Raw genomic sequence first — 16,615 nt, 5'->3', positions numbered from 1 at the left:
ACCCGGCACGCCGACTCAGTACCAGCACTGATGTGGACACCCCCGCTCCTTCCTAACGTCGGGCTCATCAGCTCGTACGGAAGAAGGAGCGTGCGTGATGCAGAAGATCTCCAGGCAGGCCGCCGTGTGTGCGGTGGCCGGTGGCGCCCTGACCGCGGTCGCCGGCATCGTGGTGCAGGCGGTCGTCGTGCCGAACAGCACGGTGTCCGAGCAACTGTGGAGCTATCCGTGGCCGAGCGACCAGTTCACGCTGGTCAGCATCCTGTACGCGATCTTCCACGTGCTCGTCTGCGTCGGGATGGCCGGGTTCGCGCGCAGCGGGCTCGCCGGGGACGGACGGGTTGCGCGGATCGGGGCGTGGATGGCGTTCGGTGGGACCGTGGTGCTGTTCGCGGCGGAGCTGGCGTCGATCCCGGTCGGTGACCAGCTGATCGAGGAGAGGGGCCCGTCGGCGGTCGGGGCGATGTTCGGGGTGGGCACCGTCGTGGCGGCGATCGGGTTCCTGCTGGCCGGCGTCACCACGCTGCGGGCCGGCCGGTGGCAGGGCTGGCGGCGGTTCACGCCTCTCGTGGCCGGCCTGACACTGGTGGCGATCACCGGCTCGGTGGGGACGGATGTGATGTCGGCGAGCATTGCCGCGTACGGGATCGGGGCCCTGGGTCTGGGGCTGGCCATGCTCACCCAGCCGGACCCTCGCGGGGTGATGACGGATCAGGTCAGCGAGCCGCGGCGTGCGCCGGCCGGACGATAAGGCAAGATCGCCGGGGTGCACCTCGACACCTCCCTGCTCAGTGAGCGGCAGCGCAGAATCTTGACCGTCATCCAGGAGTGGGCGGTGCGGTACGGGTATCCGCCGTCCACCCGGGAGCTCGGTGAGGCGCTGCGGTTGTCGCCGTCCACGGTGAGCCGGCATCTGCGGCTGCTGGAGGAGCACGGCTATCTGACCCGTGGCCGGAGCATGACCCGTCCTATCGACGTGCGGATGTTCCTCAATACCGAAGTTTCGGAAAAGGAGAAGGACACGATCGGCGTCCCCCTGGTCGGCACCATCGCGGCCGGCACGCCGATCATGGCGGAGGAGACCGCCGACGAGGTCCTCAACCTCCCCCGTGACCTGGTCGGCCGGGGCAACCTGTTCAGCCTCCGCGTCCAGGGCGACTCGATGATCGACGCGGCGATCTGCGACGGCGACATCGTGGTGGTGCGGCAGCAGCCGGACGCCTACAACGGTGACATCGTGGCCGCGATGATCGACGAGGAGGCGACCGTGAAGGTGTTCCGGCGCACCCGCGGGCACGTGCTGCTGGAGCCGCGGAACCCGGCCTACGACGTGATCGACGGCGACCGCGCGACGATCCTGGGCAAGGTCGTGTCGGTTCTGAGGCGTGTGTGACGCAGGCTTGTTGAAGAAATAAGCTTATTGCATATAGTTTGCAACTACGGAAGCACCAACGGCGCCCCGGCAGGCGATGATCCAGCACGCCGGGGCGCCTTTCCGGCATACATCGCGGCGTCCGCCCGCGCCACCACGGCCTCCCGGCCCAGCCCGGACCCGGCCGGCACGCTCGCCACGCCCACCGTCACCCCGATCGTGATCATCCCGACGGACAGCGCCATCGGCGAGCAGAGCGTCTCCTCGATCCGCGCGGCCAGATCGCCGGCGTCCGCGCTCGGGCAGACCACCAGGAACTCGTCGCCGCCGAGACGCCCCACGACGTCGTCCTCCCGGGTCACCGCGAGCAGCCGGGCCGCCACGACCGTCAGCGCCTCGTCGCCGGCCGCGTGACCGTACCGGTCGTTGATCGGTTTGAAGCCGTCCAGGTCGCAGAGGAGCACCGTCGCCCCGTCCGGACCGGCCAGGGCATCGTCGATCGCGACCATCATGTGCCGGCGGTTGCGCAGGCCGGTCAGCTCGTCGTGCGAGGCCTGATGGGCGAGGGTACGTTCGGCCTGCTCCCGCTGCATCGAGAGCCGATGGAACCGGAGCAGCACGAGCGGGATCACCAGCAGCGTGCCGACCGCCAGCATCAGGCTCGCCGACTCGTCCCCGCGCATGATCTGCACGACCGTGAGCAGCGGGTTCACGCAGAGCGCCACGGCCAGCCAGCGGAGCGTGACCCGGCTGGTGGCGGCCCCGTCGGCGACCGGCTCGGTCACCGAGGCGGCGAACGGCTGGATCGGGGCCGCGCCGATCGTCAGGAACGCGAGCAGCAGCGGCTCGGGGCGGCCGGTCGCCAGCGCGGCGAGCGTCAGCACCGCGGTGCACAGCAGGTAGACGATCGTGCCCCGGCCGGGTCCGCGAGCCGCGCCCATCCGGATCAGGCAGCCGATCACGCCGCAGATCGCGAACACGTCGATCATCAGGAGCAGTTCGCCCAGCGCGGAGGCGTCCGGGTTGAGGTGCGGCTGGACGCCCCAGACCCAGAGCGGACCGCCGGCGCAGAGCCCCAGCAGGGCGGCGTCGACCAGGCCACCCACGTCGGATGCCAGCCGGCGGCGCAGTGCCATGGCCGTACCCATGAGGAAGAGGCCGTGTGCCGCGGAGAGGGTGAGTTCCGCGGGGTTACCCTCCGCGCGGCCGACGTGGCCGTCGAGCCAGCCCGGCCACCACAACTGCCCGATGAGCAGCACGATCAGGCCGCCCACCGCGATCGCCCACGGCCGCTGGTGCGGCAACCGGCGGGACGCGAGCGCGTAGAGGAACGTCGCGAGCGGCGTGGCCACGATGATCAGCTGCACGACTGGACGGCCGTCGCCGGCGACCGCGTAGGCGATCATGGCGGCGGCCGCGAAGAGCAGGAAGTAGGCGCGCATCCTGAGCCTCATCGGCGGGCGGGAGCACAAGATGAGGCTGGATAATCAATTGGTGGAGAGCCTGCGCTTCGCCCGCGCCGACGACGGTGTGACGATCGGTTATCAGATGTTCGGGCAGGGGCCGGTGCTGGTCTGGATGCCGTCGCTCAGCAACATCGTGGCGCAGTGGCGGATCCCGGCCCTGCGCCACGCCTATCGGAGCCTGGCCCGCAAGGTCACCCTGATCCTGTACGACGGTCGCGGCACCGGCAGCTCGGACCGGCGGATCGACCTCGACGACCTGGGTGTCGACGCGCACCTGCGGGACCTGCACGCCGTCCTCGCCCACGCGGGCGTGCAGCGCGCGTCGCTGCTCGGGTACTACCACTCGGTGACGACGGCCGTCGCGTTCGCGGCCCGCCACCCCGAGCGCGTCGACCGGCTGGTGCTGTTCGGCGGGTCGCCGCGCCTGCGCGAGTCGATGCGCCCGGCGCAGACCCAGGCGCTGCTGTCACTCGTCGACCAGGACTGGGGGCTGTTCGCCGACGCCGCCGCGACCGCCTGGCTGGGCTGGGACTCGGCCCCGTCGGGCCGCTGGACCGCCGAGGCGTTCCGCACCGCGACGACGGCCGCGGTCGCGAAGGCCTGGTTCGACGCGGCCGCCCGGATCGACGTGACGGACGAGCTCGCGAGGGTACGGGCGCCGGCGCTGGTCCTGCACCGCCAGGGTGAGCAGCAGATTCCGGCCGAGGTGTTCCGCCGTCTCGCCGACGCGCTCCCGGATGCCCGGCTGGTGGAGCGGCCCGGTTCCACGCCGACGCTGTTCATCGAGGACGCCGCGACCGACCTGCGCCTGGTCACCGAGTTCGTGACCGGCTCGCCGGCGCCCGGGGCGCCCGTCCAGCGGGGTCTCACGCCGCGTGAGCGTGAGGTGCTGTCGCTGCTCGCGGCCGGCGAGTCGAACACCGAGATCGCCCGTAACCTGGGCATCGCCGTCCACACCGTGGAACGTCACCTGGGCAGCGTCTACCGCAAGATCGGCGCCCGGGGCCGGACCGACGCGGTGATCCACGCGTTGGGTCTGACGGAAAACCCCCACAAGAGATGACGGACGGCAGTGACGCCCGGCGGCCGCACACCGGCGAGTATCGAGGAATGAATCTGGTCCGCGCCACCACACCCGCTGTCGTCACGCTCGCCGGCCGGCGCTGGTCGCCGTGGGCGGTGGTACAGCACCGCGGCCGGGTCAGCGGCCGTGACCTGGAGGTGCCGGTCGTCGTGATCGCCACCCCGGACAGTTTCGTCATCAACCTGCCGTGGGGCGCCCGGACGAACTGGGTGCGCAACGTGCTGGCGGCGGGCGGCTGCACGATCCGGTGGAAGGGGTCCGCCCATCCCGCCGACGATCCGCGCGTCCTCGGCGAGGCCGAGGCCCGGCCGTACTACTCGCGGGTGTCGTGGTGGATCGCCCGCAGGTTCTTCCCGGCGGACGCGTGGCTGCTGCTGCACCGCGCCGGATGATCCGGGGCATGATCGGGGCATGACGACGACGATCGGCGGGGTGGACGCGCTGCTGGAACGGGCCCGGGCCGGGCTGCGGCGCCTCGACCCGCACGAGACCCGGGCGGCGGTCGCGGCCGGCGCCCTGCTGATCGACACCCGGACCGACCGGCAGCGGGCCCGGCAGGGTGAGCTGCCGGGCGCGATCGTCATCGATCGCACGGTGCTGGAGTGGCGGCTCGATCCGCGGTCGGAGAGCCGGATCCCGGAGGCGACGGGTTACGACGTACACATCGTGGTGGTGTGCCGGCAGGGTTACAGTTCCAGCCTGGCGGCGGCCGGCCTCCAGGCGATCGGCCTGCGCCGCGCCACCGATCTGGCGGGCGGGGTGGAGGCGTGGCTCGCGGCCGGCCTCCCCACCACCACCGGACCGGCCGACGTGCGGGAGTGACGCTCAACCGCATGGTTTCTCGCCCGGCAACCACCGCAGGACTCACTCCGGGGCGCCGTGCCCGTTCGGCGAGCCACCGTCGGTCGGCGCGAAGAGCCGATCGGCACGACGCTCGAGGCGCTCCCGGAGCTTCTCGAAGTGATCAGACCGTTCGTAGGCGTCGCCGTCGTCCACCTTTTTCGCCATCAGGTCCTCGAGCTTGTCAGCAGCCGCCTTCTGCTCCGCAAGGATCTTGCGAACCACGTCGGCGAGCTCTTTCTCGGTCATCTCGGCGGCGCCATCGGCGACCGGGCTGCCCATGAGGCCGGTCAGGATCGATGCCCATTGTTTGCTGAGCTTCTCGGAATATTCGGCTCGACGCATTTGTACGTCATGTTCGCAGTCGAGCTTGATGAGTTCTTCCCCGTACGGCCGCACGGCCTGCTTCACCTGTTCATCCAGCTCGACCCAGATGTGGGGCTGACAGGTCAGGTCTTCTCCGTACCAGTTGAAATCCCAAGCGCCCTCGTCCCTGAGCACCTGCTGTAGTTCGACCTCGAATTCCCGAGCGCGGTGTGGCTGATGGCGGCGTGAATATCGCGCGGCACGGGCTTTCAACCGCCGCATCGCGTACGGCATGAGGCTGTCTATGGCGCTTGTCAACTGGTCCCGGTACAGCGTTTCGGACTGCCAGATGAATGTCGCGTGCACCTGGAAAGTGAAGATATAGCCGCTGGCCGGCACCACCATGGGTCGCTGGAGTCCACGCCGCCCGTTCAGTCTGCCGGGTGGAGGCGGCGGCTCCGAGGGCATGGCCGGTGACACCGGGGCGATCGGCGGTGCTTCCGGTTCCGGGCCGGCGAACCAGCCAAGAAAACCTCGCCACATCCGTCCGCGCCAACCGCTGAACCACGGCCGTCCGCCAGCCGACCGGGAAACGGGACGACTCTCCGCGCTCACGGCACCTTCCTCCTCTCCGTGGTCATCCAGTCCGGCAGTCCGTCACCGAAACCGGAATGCCTGCTCAAATAGAATGTGATGCGCTGAAGTGCCGTATTCCTGCTGACCCTGATCGATTCCAGCAGGGCGATGATGTCGTCGCGAAATTCGTCATTCGCGTCCGCGTGACGTATCCATCTCGCCAACGTGCGGCCGGCCTCGACAGCCGTGGTGGGATCGAGGAAGGCGACCAACCAGAGGGCGCTGAGGTGCCGCAGCTCCACACTGCCTTCGGCAAGGCGCAGGAGCACGTCCGGCTGCCCGTCGCTCGACCCGTGCTCGACCTGCGCGGCCAATACGAGTAGCGCTCGAGCCGCATGGACCTGCAACAGCGGATCACGCGCCCAGTCCGCCAACTCGGCCACGATCCAGGCCGCCCGGTCCGGGCTGTAGAGCTGGTTCACGGCCTCCGCGACCGCGTAGCGGCGCTTCTGGTACTTATTGCGGGCGATTCTGGCCAGGTCATACATGCTCCAGGCCAGTACCGTCTGTTGCAGCCCGCTCGCGTAGACCCTGGCGGCTGTGTCCCGCTGATAGTTGCTCGAGCCGGAGCACCATTCACTCAGCTTCTTCCGCACCATGGGGCCGACGTCGCCCGCCATGTCGGAGAGCGTCATGGTCCACGCAGCCACCTGCCGCACTTCCTGCTTCGGTGAGGCGGCCCACTTGTCGACCAGATCTTCGTGAATGCGGGCGAAGTCGTAGTGGGTGAGTAGTCCCGCCGTCTCCGCTGCGGCTCGCTGCATGACTTCGTCGCCCTCGACGACCAGGCGATCGAGCCATCTCAGCAGCGATCTCCGCGTGCCGTCGAATTCGTGCCACGCAACATCGATGATCGCGCCGCGTAGGCCGCCGTCGCGTATCCACGCGATCCGGGAAGCGCCCAAGGTGGCGACGCCCGCCTCGCGGCCTTCCTCCCAATCCCGCTTCAACGCGTCGCCGAGCAGGTCGGTGACGGGATATTGGAGAGCCATGCTGCCCCAGTCCGGACGCAGCGCCGCGCTGTCGATCTCCCGCAGCAGCCAGTCGGCAGCCTCGAAGACATAGTGCATCGGACGGTGATAGAAGACGGCGTACGACAGACGGAAGGCTCGCTCGTGCTGGCCCGCCCGGCGATTCCGGCCTGAGGAACGGTCCGCATCCGGCAGCAGAACCTCGGCGGCGCGTTCCCGCCGCTTCGGTTGGGAGCGCTCGAGGAGTGCACGCAGGGCCTCTGCGCCGACCGGCCGTTCGTGAGCGATGGCGCGGGCTATGGCGACGCACTCCTTCGGGCCGTAGGTTGCCTTGACTGCGGCCTCGACCTCCTCGTTCTGATATCTCTCGAGGGTCGTGGGCCCTTCATCGCGCATTTCTCTCGCCAGGTGACTGCGAAAGACCTCGATGGGATCCGGCGGGGCGTGCCTCATCTCGGCACCGGGCCGATCTCCGCGAGCGGTTTCCTCCTCCTTGATCAACAGCAGGGTCGACGATCGACCACGGAACAGGGCTGCCAGCTTCCGCATGGCATCGACGTGACCGGTGCCCGGAAGCCGCAGGACGAAGCCGCTGTCTACCGGTAGCTTGTCCGGCTTGCTCACGAGGACCTCCGGAGACACATCTGTCGGCAGCACGATCTCGTACACGCGCGCTGGATCGTGCCGCCGGCTCAGCGCGACCTGAGCGGCGCTGTACCGGCCGGAGTTCCGGGCACCGGCGAGACACGCCGTATGCCGTTGCGACAGCAGCCTGTCGAGGTCTCCGTCAGAGTCGGTGCGAACATAGACCGACATCAGGCCATCGACGTCGGGAAGCGATGCGACGATCGGGTCCAGGGGACGTCGCCCGAGATAGTTGTGCATCTCGTTGTGGCTGCCGAACTGTGCCGGAGCCGACGAGACGATTCCGGTGAAGAGGTCACCGAACATCTCCCTGGCGACTCGCTGATCCAGCCTGAGGGAGTCCGGGTCGATTGGTCCCGCCTCATCGCTCTCTCCGGCTTCCGATCCGAGTGAAGACACCGGCGCGGTACGCGTCTGCTCTGCCACCTCCACCGCCGGCTCTTGTCCCTCAGCAGCACGCGGCGGGACAGGCGCGTCTGCCCGCTGTTCACTCGCCGGGTCCGGACCGGATGACGGCGATTCTGACGTGCCGTCCGGCGGCGTCACATCGTCGTCATCCATCGGAGTTCCGCATCTCGTTGTGGTTGCCGAACTGCGCTGGGCCGTGCGTGGTGATCCCACTGAACGTCTGCCCGGCCGTCGGCGTCGGCGTCGGCGTCGGCATGTCGGGCTCAGGCGGTGCGCCCCGGACGTTCTCGCCCGGCACGTAAATCCAGGCCGTCGCGCTGAAGCCCTTGTCCGGGATCTCCGCACGCACTTCGCCGAACTGCTCCGGCCGCAGGTCCCGATAGTGCTCCACGACCTCGTGGTAGAGCGAGTCGGAGACAGCCAGCGCCACGTTCGCGTCGGGGAAGGCACGCAAGGCCTTCTTCAACTGCGGCGAGTCGATCAGCCGACAGACATGAACGACGGCGTCGCTCGGAAACCCGTTGGCGCCGTCCAGATGAACGAGACCCTGATGAACGGCGAGACGCAGGCGGATCCTCGCGGTCGCCGTAAGTCCCTGATTGTGTTCACGCAAGAGCCGATCAACGGTCGGGGCCAACCGCGCCACGACCGTTCGCTCGCTGGTTCCGGACGGCAGGATCGCCAGCTCGCCGTCACCGCCCTGCTGTATGAGCCAGTCGATCCGGTCCAGCCCGGCCTGAGCCGCAGCGTCGCCCATGATCTGCCGGAAAGCGATCTGAGCACGGTACTGCAGGACGTTGTTTCGTCCGCTGTAGCTCTCCATGTCCGCAGCCACCAGCACTCGCCTATGCGGATCCTGCATCTCAGGCACGCGTGTCACCCCTCAGTAGCGAGTCTCGGCGATGTCACCTCTTTCTCTACCGGCACGATCGGATGACCAATACTTAAATCTATGGATTGTCTGGATGTCGATCGCGCCCCGACAAGGCGTACGAAGACGTAGTCGGTTGCGAGGATCGGCGCTGCACTGATGGCATGACCCTTGAGCAGCACCGCAGCCGACACGACCTCCTTCTGGCTCTGCGCACCGCCGAGTCCATGCAGGCGACGATCCGCCATGCCGACGCGAAGGCCCAGGTTCTTCTCGGATTCCAAGGCGGCATGGCGGTCGTCGTCCTGCAGCAGATGCCTGCCCTCGCTCGGACGACACATCCAGCACTGCTCGCCACTGCGGGCGTTGCGGCCTCCGCCTGGCTCATCGCATTAGCCGTAGGCGCCTGGTATCTCATGACGGCGATGACGCCACGCCTTGCCGGACCACACCCGACCGGCGAATTCGGCTTGCCGAGTGATCGACTCTCGAAGAGCGTCGATCCCGTTCCACGGGACGCCGCCTGGAATCTGGCGCGCACCCTCGCCGGAATCGCGTTGGCCAAACACTCACGGGTACGACGATCGATGGTCCCGCTGATCATGGCGTCAGTGTCGGCGAGCGCACTCATCGGCGTCTCCGTCGTGTCCGAGATCGCGGCATAGCCAAAGGGCATCGTGACGTGATGGAGTTAGATCAACACATGCCGTCATGGTCCAGGTTGATGGAGGCGCGGTTGACTGAGTCCCCCTGGCTGCCCGGCACACTGCTGGGCCGCCTCGACGAGCCCACTCGCCGCGCGTTCCTGGCGCTTGGGGTGCCGCGCACCGCGGCCGCCTCCCGGGTCATCCTCGAGGAAGGCGCTGAGGAGTCTCATGTCGTTCTGCTCCAGGACGCGCTTACCAAGGTCACCGTGGCGATGCCGGATGGGCGCCATGCCCTTCTGGACGTCCGGGTGTCCGGCGATCTCATCGGTGAGATCTCGGCGCTGAACGGCACGCCCCGGTCCGCAACCGTAACGACCTGCCGGCAGTCGACGGTCCGCATCATCCATCGCAATGACTTCCGCGCATTCCTGCGGGGGCACCCCATCGCGGCTATGGAGATCGCCGGCATCGTGGCGGATCGGCTGCGCCTCGCGAACCGTCGTCGCGTCGACTTCGCCTCCTACCCGGTGAAGGTCCGACTGGCCCGGGTTCTCTGGGAGATCGCAGCAGCCTACGGCCATCGGGAACGGGACGGCATCGTGGTGGACATCCAACTCACCCAGTCCGAGCTCGCCACCATGTGCGGAGCCGCGGAGATCACCTTGCAGAAGGCGCTGCGGGAGTTGCGTGCCTCCGAGGTGATCAGCACCGGCTACCGGCAGGTGATCGTTCGCGACTCCCCCGCGCTTCGGGCGTACGCCGACGTGCGGGAGTGACAGGTCACCCGGTGGCGGGTCATGGCGGTCTCTATCCAGTGGATTTCCGTAGTCCTTGATATATCCACCCGTTGGGCATCAGGATCTGGAGAAAGCCCTCTCGATCCTTCCGAAGCCCGCTGGAGGACCGTGATGTCCGCTTCCCCCCCGCCCTCGTCCGCCTCCGTCGTGATCATCGGCGGTGGCGTCATGGGATTGAGCACCGCCTACCATCTGGCGCGCGCCGGTGTGCGTGACGTCGTCGTGCTGGACCGGGACGCGTTCGGGTCCGGGTCGACGTGCAAGGCCGCGGGGGGTGTGCGCGCCCAGTTCTCCGATCCGGTGAACATCGCGCTCGGCGCCCGCAGCCTGGAGACGTTCGCCGACTTCCCGAACCGTTTCGGTCAGGAGATCGACTTCCAGCGGGTGGGTTACCTCTTCCTGCTCGACGACCCGGATGACGTCCGGGCGTTCGAGGCGAACGTCGCCCTCCAGAACGACCTGGGCATCCCGTCCCGGATGATCACCGCGGCGGAGGCGCACAGCCTCTCCCCGCTGATCTCCACCGAGGGGCTGATCGCCGCGGTCTACTCCCCCACCGACGGTCACTGCACGCCCGAATCGGTCGTTCTCGGTTATGCCACCGCGGCCCGCCGGTTCGGCGCGACCCTGATCCCGCACTGTGCCGTGACCGGTCTGGAGATCAAAGACGATCACACCTTCACGGTACGGTCGGAGGGCGGCTCGATCAGTGCGCCGGCGGTGGTCTGCACGGCCGGCCCCTGGTCCGCGCGGATCGGGGCGTGGGCGGGCGTGAACCTGCCGGTGACGCCGCTGCGACGGCAGATCCTGACCACCGCCCCGATGCCCGGCCTCGATCCGCTCACCCCGTTCACCATCGATTTCGGCAGCACGTTCTACTTCCACGGCGAGGGGCGCGGGCTGCTGCTCGGCATGTCCGATCCGGACGAGACGCCGGGCTTCAAGCTGGACCGTGACGACGCCTGGCTGCCCCGGCTGGGCGCGGCGATCGAGCGGCGCGCCCCGGAGCTGGCCGGTGTGGGCATCGCGAGCGGCTGGGCCGGCCTCTACGAGAACACCCCGGACCACAACGCGCTGATCGGGCGGGAGGGCAATTTCCTGTACGCCACCGGGTTCTCCGGGCACGGCTTCCTGATGGGGCCGGCCGTCGGTGAGGTGATGCGCGATCTGTACCTGCGCCGGACGCCGTTCGTCGACATCGGCGGACTGAGCGCCGACCGGTTCGTTGCGGCCGGGGCCCGACCGGAATTGAATATCGTCTAACTGAAACTGACGCCGAGGGGGCAACCACCGTGAGCAGTCTGCCGTCAGCCGAGGAGCTTCGCCGCCGAGCACGGGACGCCGCCGAGCGGTGCGGGGTGGACTGGATCCGTGGCGGCGGGGACCGCGCGGTGCGCTCGCCGATCAACGGGGAGGTGCTCACCGACGTACGGTGGCAATCGGGTCTTGACGGTGATGCCGCGGTGGCGCGAGCCGGTGATGCCTTCCGGGAGTGGCGGACCGTGCCCGCGCCGGAGCGTGGGGCTCTCGTGCGGCGGTTCGGCGAGCTGCTCCGGGAGCACAAGCAGGATCTGGCGACGCTTGTCAGCCTGGAGGTCGGGAAGATCCGCTCGGAGGCGCTCGGCGAGGTCCAGGAGATGATCGACATCTGCGAGTTCGCGGTGGGGCTGTCCCGGCAGCTCTACGGCCGCACGATCAGCTCGGAACGGCCCGGTCACCGGCTGATGGAGACGTGGCATCCGCTGGGCGTGGTCGGGGTGATCAGCGCGTTCAACTTCCCGGTGGCGGTCTGGTCGTGGAACACCGCGATCGCGCTGGTCTGCGGTGACCCGGTGGTGTGGAAACCGTCCGAGCTGGCACCGCTGAGCGCCCTCGCCTCGGCCGCGCTGCTGGACCGCGCGATCGCCGAGACCGGTGCCCCGGAGCACCTCAGCCAGGTGCTGATCGGCGGACCGGACGTCGGCGAGGCGCTCGTCACCAGCCCCGGGATCGCCCTGCTCAGCGCGACCGGCTCGACCCGGATGGGACGGGCCGTGGGTCCGCGCGTGGCCGAGCGGTTCGGCCGGTCGCTGCTGGAGCTCGGCGGCAACAACGCGGCGATCGTGACGCCGTCGGCGGACCTGGACCTGACCACCCGCGGGATCGTCTTCGCGGCTGCCGGGACGGCCGGGCAGCGCTGCACCACGCTGCGCCGGGCCATCGTCCACGAGAGCGTGGTCTCCGCCCTCGTCGAGCGGATCGCCGACGCCTACGCCAAGCTGCCGATCGGCTCGCCTCTCGACGAGGGGACCCTCGTCGGCCCGCTGATCTCCTCGTCGGCCTACGAGTCGATGCAGGACGCTCTGCTGGCGGCGCGGGAGCAGGGCGGGGAGATCATCGCCGGCGGCGGGCGCCGGCTGGCGGAGGAGGCGCCGGGTGCGTTCTACGTCGAGCCCGCCCTGGTACGGATGAGCGAGCAGTCCCCGATCGTCCGGCAGGAGACGTTCGCCCCGATCCTCTACGTGCTCCCCTACCGGACCCTCGACGAGGCGATCGCGCTCAACAACGACGTGCCGCAGGGCCTGTCGTCGAGCGTCTTCACCGGCTCGCTGACCGAGGCGGAGCGGTTCCTCGGCCCGGACGGCTCGGACTGCGGCATCGCCAACGTCAACATCGGCACCTCGGGCGCGGAGATCGGCGGGGCGTTCGGCGGGGAGAAGGAGACCGGTGGCGGGCGCGAGTCCGGCTCGGACGCGTGGCGCGCCTACATGCGGCGGGCCACCAACACGATCAACTTCTCCGGGTCGCTACCGCTCGCACAGGGCGTCGAATTCGACATTTAGCACTAACCTGACCAGGTGAACAGCGTTCAACTCCTGCTCATCGTCGGAGTCGGCATCGCGGTCACCGCGGTCGCCCGCAGGCACCGGATCGAACCGGGCTGGGTGATCGTGGTGCTCGCCGCCGGGGCGTCGTTCATCCCCGGCGTGCCCCGGCTGGAGCTGGAGAGCGAGTTCATCCTCGCGGTCGTGGTGCCGCCGCTGCTCTACTCGGCGACCCGGGGCGCGTCGCTGGCGTCGTTCGGCGCGAACCTGCGGGCCATCATCTACCTCGGCGTGGTGACGGTGGTGCTCACCGCCGGGGTGCTGGGCTGGCTCTCCTCGCTGCTGCTGCCGTCGATCGGGCTGGCCGCCGCGTTCGTGCTCGGTACCGTGCTCGCGCCGCCGGACACCATCACCACTGTCTCGCACGGCGACGAGATCGGCCTGCCGCAGCGGACCACCTCGATCCTCACCGGCGAGAGCCTGGTCAACGACGCGACGGCGCTCACGCTCTTCACGATCGCGATCGCCGCGGTGAACGGCGAGCACGCCACCTGGGGCGGCGGGTTCCTGGCGTTCCTGCGCAACGCGTCGATCGGCCTCGGCATCGGCGCCGCCTTCGCCATCGTCGCCATGATCATCCGCAAGCGGCTCGGCAACCCGACGCTGGAGACGGTGCTGGTGCTGCTGCTGCCGTTCACCGCGTTCCTGGTCGCCGAGGAGGCGCACGCGTCCGGCATCCTCGCGGTGGTCGCGGCGGCGTTCTGGATGAGCGTGAACCTCACCCTCGACCCGAAACACCAGTACCCGGGCGGATACCGGACACGGCTGCAGGAGGAGCAGGTCTGGAAGACGCTGGACTTCCTGCTCGAGACGTTCGTGTTCGCGTACATCGGGTTGCAGCTCAAATGGGTACTCGACGCCCCCGGTCTCGCCCGTACCCTGACTGCGGCAGGTGTCCTGCTGGTGGCCGCCATCGTGTTCCGGATGGTCGCCGTGTTCGTGCTGTTCGGGCGCTGGAGCCTGCGGCACCGGCGGCGCGAGCGGCGGGCCGCGCGGGACGTCTACTACCGGCAGATGCGCGAGGCCCGCAACGCCCGGCGCGGCGGCGAGCCGCTGCCCCCGCCCACGCTGAAGGAGAACGTGCTGGTCGGCTGGACCGGCATGCGCGGCATCCTCACGCTCGCCGCCGCGGCCGGCATCCCCGAGCACACCGCGTCCGGCGCTCCCTTTCCCGGCCGCGACGCGATCCAGGCGATCGCGCTGATCGTCACGCTCGGCACCCTGCTCATCCAGGGCACCACGATCGGCTGGCTGGCCCGCCGGCTGCGCTTCGACCTGACCGCCGAACGCGCCGCCGCCGACAGGATGCGCGAACGCGGCCACCGGATCGTCGCCGAGGCCGCCGCCGAGCCGGCCCCCGACGTGGACGCGTCGTTCGAGGCGCAGCGGCTCGCGCTCGGGCTGGCGGTGCGCAACCACGAGGTCACCGAGGAGGTGGCCCGGGAGCTGATCGAGGACCTGGACCTGCGCCAGGCCGCCCGGCACACCTAACCGATGTCCTCCCCGCTCCAGGGAGCGAAGGCGGGATCGTCCAGTGTGGTGCCGATGATGCTGAGCCGTTCCAGATGGGCCAGCTCGCCGAGCGCGCGGGAGTCGACGAGCTTCCCGGAATGAATGCTGAGTTCGACAAGCCTCGGCGCCCTCGCGAACCAGGCGGCGGAGACCTGCGCCGTGCGTTTCATGCCGAGCCACATCCGGCGCAGTTCGGGTTGGGGCCCGAGGACGGTCAGGTCGACGCCTTTCGGCCACTCCTCGACCTGCAGCGTTTCCAGCCTGGTCAGCTCGGCGACGCCCTCGAACCCCTTACGGTACGGGACCGCGAGAACGCGCAGCCGGGTGAGCTTGGACAGGCCTCGCAGATCGCGGACGTTCAAGCCGATCCCGAGTTCCTCCAGGCCGGCGATGTCGAACAGCGCGGACGGATCCTTGATCTTCGCGGCGCCGACCGACACCGACCGGAGCCCGGCGAGCGAGCGCAGGAACTCCAGGTCGGCGAAGGTGCGGGTCGGTGTCAGTCCGACGCCGTCGCAGCGGGCGGCGGCATATCGTTCGGCGGCTTCGTCGGTCCAGCCGTCCGGCCCCAGATCGAGGAGCCGGAAACCGTCCCGTTCGCGGATCGTGGTCGCCGGTCAGCCCTCGAAGCGGTCGAGGTCGACGTTGGCCAGGATCTCGCAGTCACAGTAGCCGCCGAGCTCCTCGAAACCGGCCAGCACCCGCTCGTCCTTGCCGTGCCCGGCGAGCCACTCCCGGGCGATCCGGTGGGAGTGGTCGCACACCTCGGCACCCAGCCGGTCGTCGAGGTGGTCCAGCAATGCCTCCAGCTCCTCATCGGTCAGCGCGATCTTCGCCCGTTCCCGCTGCCGCTCTTGCTCCAGGTACTGCTTCTTGAGCCGTTTCCCCTCGCCGGAAACCGCCATCCCGTCGCACTCCCCTCCCGCAGGCGCGGCGCCATCCTATATTCCTAGTGGATGGTTATCGATCCCTTCGACCGGGGCGGACTGCAGGACGCCGAAGCGGTTCTCCGCGCGCACGGCGTCGACGCCTACTTCCGCGCGGTGCAGGGCTGGACCGCCGACGGATGCGCGATCATCGACGGCCGGGAGGTGGTCCTGGCCGGCTCCAACGACTACCTCGGGCTTTCCCGGCACCCGCGGGTGATCGAGGCCGCGGCCGAGGCGCTCGCCCGGTACGGCGCGTCGGTGAGCGGGTCACGGCCCCTCAACGGCACGATCGACCTGCACGAACGCCTCGAGGAGCGGATCGCGGCGTTCCTCGGGCAGGAGTCCGCCGCGGTGGCGACCACGGGTTTCCAGGCGAACCTCGCGCTGGCCGCCGCGATGGGGCCCGGTGACGTGGCGTTCAGCGACGCCCGCAATCACGCCTCGCTGATCGACGGGCTGCGGCTCGGTGGCGGGACGGTCCGCTCGTACCGCCACACCGACCTCGGTCATCTGCGCCGGCGGCTGGACGCGGCGACCGAACCCGGCGGGCGGCTGATCGTCACGGACGGTGTCTTCTCGATGGAGGGCGACGTGGCGCCGCTGCGCGATCTGCGGGAACTGGCCGACGAGTACGGCGCGAAGCTCATCGTGGACAGTGCTCACGACCTGGGCGTTCTCGGTCAGCGGGGCGCCGGGCTGCACGAGGCGACGGGCTTGGAGGACCGGGTCGACCTGATCACGGCGACGTTCTCCAAGGCGCTCGGCTCGACCGGCGGCGTGATCGCCGGGCCGGCCGCCAACGTCCGCCGGCTGCGCTACAACGCCCGTGCGCTCGTCTTCTCCGCCGGTCTTCCGCCCGCCTCGGCGGCCGCGGCGCTCGCCGCCCTGGACGTGCTGATCGCCGAGCCGCACCGCCGGGAACGCCTGCACGAGCTGTCCCGTCTGCTGCACGACGGCCTGCGCGCGCTCGGCTTCGACACCCGGCCCTCGACCACCCCGATCGTGCCGGTGTCATTTCCGGACATGGCCGCCGCTGGCGCGTTCTGGGCCGGGCTCTGCGACGCCGGCGTGGTGGTCAACCTGGTCGGGCCGCCCGCCACCACGCGCGCGATGCTGCGTGTCACCCTCACCGCGGCGCACGACGCCGGCCACGCCGAACGCGTGATCAACGCTTTCGCCACAACCGCAGACCGATTGCGTACGCCCCGGGCACCGCACCCGGATCACCGGTTCGAGTCATGGTGACCGGTCGGAGGAGGGAGCGCGC

At 69.4% G+C, this 16,615-nt stretch carries 17 protein-coding genes; 11 read left to right on the top strand and 6 right to left on the bottom strand.

Going from position 1 to position 16,615, the window contains the following annotated elements:
• Positions 1-94: 94 nt before the first annotated feature.
• Positions 95-751, top strand: coding sequence for a hypothetical protein (locus tag AMIS_RS11990; RefSeq protein WP_172666579.1), 657 nt, complete (start codon positions 95-97; stop codon positions 749-751).
• A 15-nt stretch (positions 752-766) separates the two neighbouring features.
• On the top strand, positions 767-1,393 hold the full coding sequence (lexA, locus tag AMIS_RS11985) for a transcriptional repressor LexA (RefSeq protein WP_014442539.1): 627 nt from the start codon (positions 767-769) through the stop codon (positions 1,391-1,393).
• A gap of 44 nt (positions 1,394-1,437) precedes the next feature.
• On the opposite strand, the gene AMIS_RS40440 is transcribed toward lexA, so the two are convergent.
• Positions 1,438-2,814, bottom strand: a complete 1,377-nt coding sequence (locus AMIS_RS40440) for a GGDEF domain-containing protein (protein ID WP_051041922.1) — start codon at positions 2,812-2,814, stop codon at positions 1,438-1,440.
• A gap of 31 nt (positions 2,815-2,845) precedes the next feature.
• Here AMIS_RS40440 and AMIS_RS11975 point away from each other — a divergent pair, with 31 nt between their 5' ends.
• From AMIS_RS11975 to AMIS_RS11965, 3 genes are read left to right on the top strand one after another with little or no spacing between them, the layout of a single operon-like run.
• Positions 2,846-3,901, top strand: coding sequence for an alpha/beta fold hydrolase (locus AMIS_RS11975; RefSeq protein ID WP_014442537.1), 1,056 nt, complete (start codon positions 2,846-2,848; stop codon positions 3,899-3,901).
• Between the two features lie 47 nt (positions 3,902-3,948).
• Entirely contained in the window at positions 3,949-4,314 is a 366-nt protein-coding gene (locus AMIS_RS11970) for a PNPOx family protein (RefSeq protein WP_041830750.1), read from the top strand.
• A 19-nt stretch (positions 4,315-4,333) separates the two neighbouring features.
• Positions 4,334-4,744, top strand: coding sequence for a rhodanese-like domain-containing protein (locus tag AMIS_RS11965; RefSeq protein ID WP_014442535.1), 411 nt, complete (start codon positions 4,334-4,336; stop codon positions 4,742-4,744).
• Positions 4,745-4,786: 42 nt separating this feature from the next.
• Here AMIS_RS11965 and AMIS_RS43330 read toward each other — a convergent pair whose 3' ends face one another.
• From AMIS_RS43330 to AMIS_RS11950, 3 genes are all read right to left on the bottom strand, one after another.
• Positions 4,787-5,473 (bottom strand): hypothetical protein, encoded by a 687-nt coding sequence (locus AMIS_RS43330; protein WP_014442534.1) that lies wholly within the window; start codon positions 5,471-5,473, stop codon positions 4,787-4,789.
• A 206-nt stretch (positions 5,474-5,679) separates the two neighbouring features.
• On the bottom strand, positions 5,680-7,881 hold the full coding sequence (locus AMIS_RS11955) for a hypothetical protein (protein WP_231859286.1): 2,202 nt from the start codon (positions 7,879-7,881) through the stop codon (positions 5,680-5,682).
• Positions 7,874-8,590 (bottom strand): protein kinase family protein, encoded by a 717-nt coding sequence (locus AMIS_RS11950; RefSeq protein WP_014442532.1) that lies wholly within the window; start codon positions 8,588-8,590, stop codon positions 7,874-7,876. The genes AMIS_RS11955 and AMIS_RS11950 overlap by 8 nt, the downstream gene beginning before the upstream one ends.
• Positions 8,591-8,763: 173 nt before the next feature.
• Here AMIS_RS11950 and AMIS_RS11945 point away from each other — a divergent pair, with 173 nt between their 5' ends.
• The 5 genes from AMIS_RS11945 (at position 8,764) to AMIS_RS11925 (ending at position 14,398) form a co-directional block, all read left to right on the top strand.
• Positions 8,764-9,264, top strand: a complete 501-nt coding sequence (locus AMIS_RS11945) for a hypothetical protein (protein ID WP_014442531.1) — start codon at positions 8,764-8,766, stop codon at positions 9,262-9,264.
• Between the two features lie 71 nt (positions 9,265-9,335).
• The gene (locus AMIS_RS11940; protein ID WP_041830748.1) at positions 9,336-10,022 is read left to right on the top strand and encodes a Crp/Fnr family transcriptional regulator; all 687 of its coding nucleotides are present in this window, start codon (positions 9,336-9,338) and stop codon (positions 10,020-10,022) included.
• 132 nt (positions 10,023-10,154) lie between these two features.
• Positions 10,155-11,306 (top strand): NAD(P)/FAD-dependent oxidoreductase, encoded by a 1,152-nt coding sequence (locus tag AMIS_RS11935; protein ID WP_014442529.1) that lies wholly within the window; start codon positions 10,155-10,157, stop codon positions 11,304-11,306.
• A gap of 29 nt (positions 11,307-11,335) precedes the next feature.
• Positions 11,336-12,865, top strand: coding sequence for an L-piperidine-6-carboxylate dehydrogenase (amaB, locus tag AMIS_RS11930; RefSeq protein WP_014442528.1), 1,530 nt, complete (start codon positions 11,336-11,338; stop codon positions 12,863-12,865).
• Positions 12,866-12,880: 15 nt separating this feature from the next.
• Positions 12,881-14,398, top strand: a complete 1,518-nt coding sequence (locus AMIS_RS11925) for a cation:proton antiporter (RefSeq protein ID WP_014442527.1) — start codon at positions 12,881-12,883, stop codon at positions 14,396-14,398.
• On the opposite strand, the gene AMIS_RS11920 is transcribed toward AMIS_RS11925, so the two are convergent.
• Positions 14,395-14,859 (bottom strand): leucine-rich repeat domain-containing protein, encoded by a 465-nt coding sequence (locus AMIS_RS11920; RefSeq protein ID WP_014442526.1) that lies wholly within the window; start codon positions 14,857-14,859, stop codon positions 14,395-14,397. The two genes, AMIS_RS11925 and AMIS_RS11920, sit on opposite strands and share 4 nt — an antisense overlap.
• A 177-nt stretch (positions 14,860-15,036) precedes the next feature.
• Positions 15,037-15,324: a DUF2695 domain-containing protein gene (locus AMIS_RS11915; RefSeq protein WP_014442525.1), complete on the bottom strand. Its 288-nt coding sequence runs from the start codon at positions 15,322-15,324 to the stop codon at positions 15,037-15,039.
• Positions 15,325-15,375: 51 nt separating this feature from the next.
• Between AMIS_RS11915 and AMIS_RS11910 the strand changes: the two genes are divergently transcribed.
• A complete protein-coding gene (locus tag AMIS_RS11910) occupies positions 15,376-16,593 on the top strand; it encodes an aminotransferase class I/II-fold pyridoxal phosphate-dependent enzyme (protein ID WP_014442524.1) in 1,218 nt (405 codons plus the stop codon).
• Positions 16,594-16,615: the final 22 nt, after the last annotated feature.

This window comes from Actinoplanes missouriensis 431 (assembly GCF_000284295.1).
GTDB lineage: Bacteria > Actinomycetota > Actinomycetes > Mycobacteriales > Micromonosporaceae > Actinoplanes > Actinoplanes missouriensis.
This window is presented reverse-complemented; position numbering and strand designations above follow the sequence as displayed.

Excerpts from the sequence above, each read along its gene's own strand:
- AMIS_RS40440 (WP_051041922.1), bottom strand. The coding sequence starts at position 2,814 with ATGCGCGCCTACTTCCTGCTCTTCGCGGCCGCCGCCATGATCGCCTAC.
- AMIS_RS11975 (WP_014442537.1), top strand. The coding sequence starts at position 2,846 with ATGAGGCTGGATAATCAATTGGTGGAGAGCCTGCGCTTCGCCCGCGCC.
- AMIS_RS11970 (WP_041830750.1), top strand. The coding sequence starts at position 3,949 with ATGAATCTGGTCCGCGCCACCACACCCGCTGTCGTCACGCTCGCCGGC.
- AMIS_RS11965 (WP_014442535.1), top strand. The coding sequence starts at position 4,334 with ATGACGACGACGATCGGCGGGGTGGACGCGCTGCTGGAACGGGCCCGG.
- AMIS_RS43330 (WP_014442534.1), bottom strand. The coding sequence starts at position 5,473 with ATGGTGGTGCCGGCCAGCGGCTATATCTTCACTTTCCAGGTGCACGCG.
- AMIS_RS11955 (WP_231859286.1), bottom strand. The coding sequence starts at position 7,881 with ATGGATGACGACGATGTGACGCCGCCGGACGGCACGTCAGAATCGCCG.
- AMIS_RS11950 (WP_014442532.1), bottom strand. The coding sequence starts at position 8,590 with ATGCAGGATCCGCATAGGCGAGTGCTGGTGGCTGCGGACATGGAGAGC.
- AMIS_RS11945 (WP_014442531.1), top strand. The coding sequence starts at position 8,764 with ATGACCCTTGAGCAGCACCGCAGCCGACACGACCTCCTTCTGGCTCTG.
- AMIS_RS11935 (WP_014442529.1), top strand. The coding sequence starts at position 10,155 with ATGTCCGCTTCCCCCCCGCCCTCGTCCGCCTCCGTCGTGATCATCGGC.
- AMIS_RS11915 (WP_014442525.1), bottom strand. The coding sequence starts at position 15,324 with ATGGCGGTTTCCGGCGAGGGGAAACGGCTCAAGAAGCAGTACCTGGAG.
- AMIS_RS11910 (WP_014442524.1), top strand. The coding sequence starts at position 15,376 with ATGGTTATCGATCCCTTCGACCGGGGCGGACTGCAGGACGCCGAAGCG.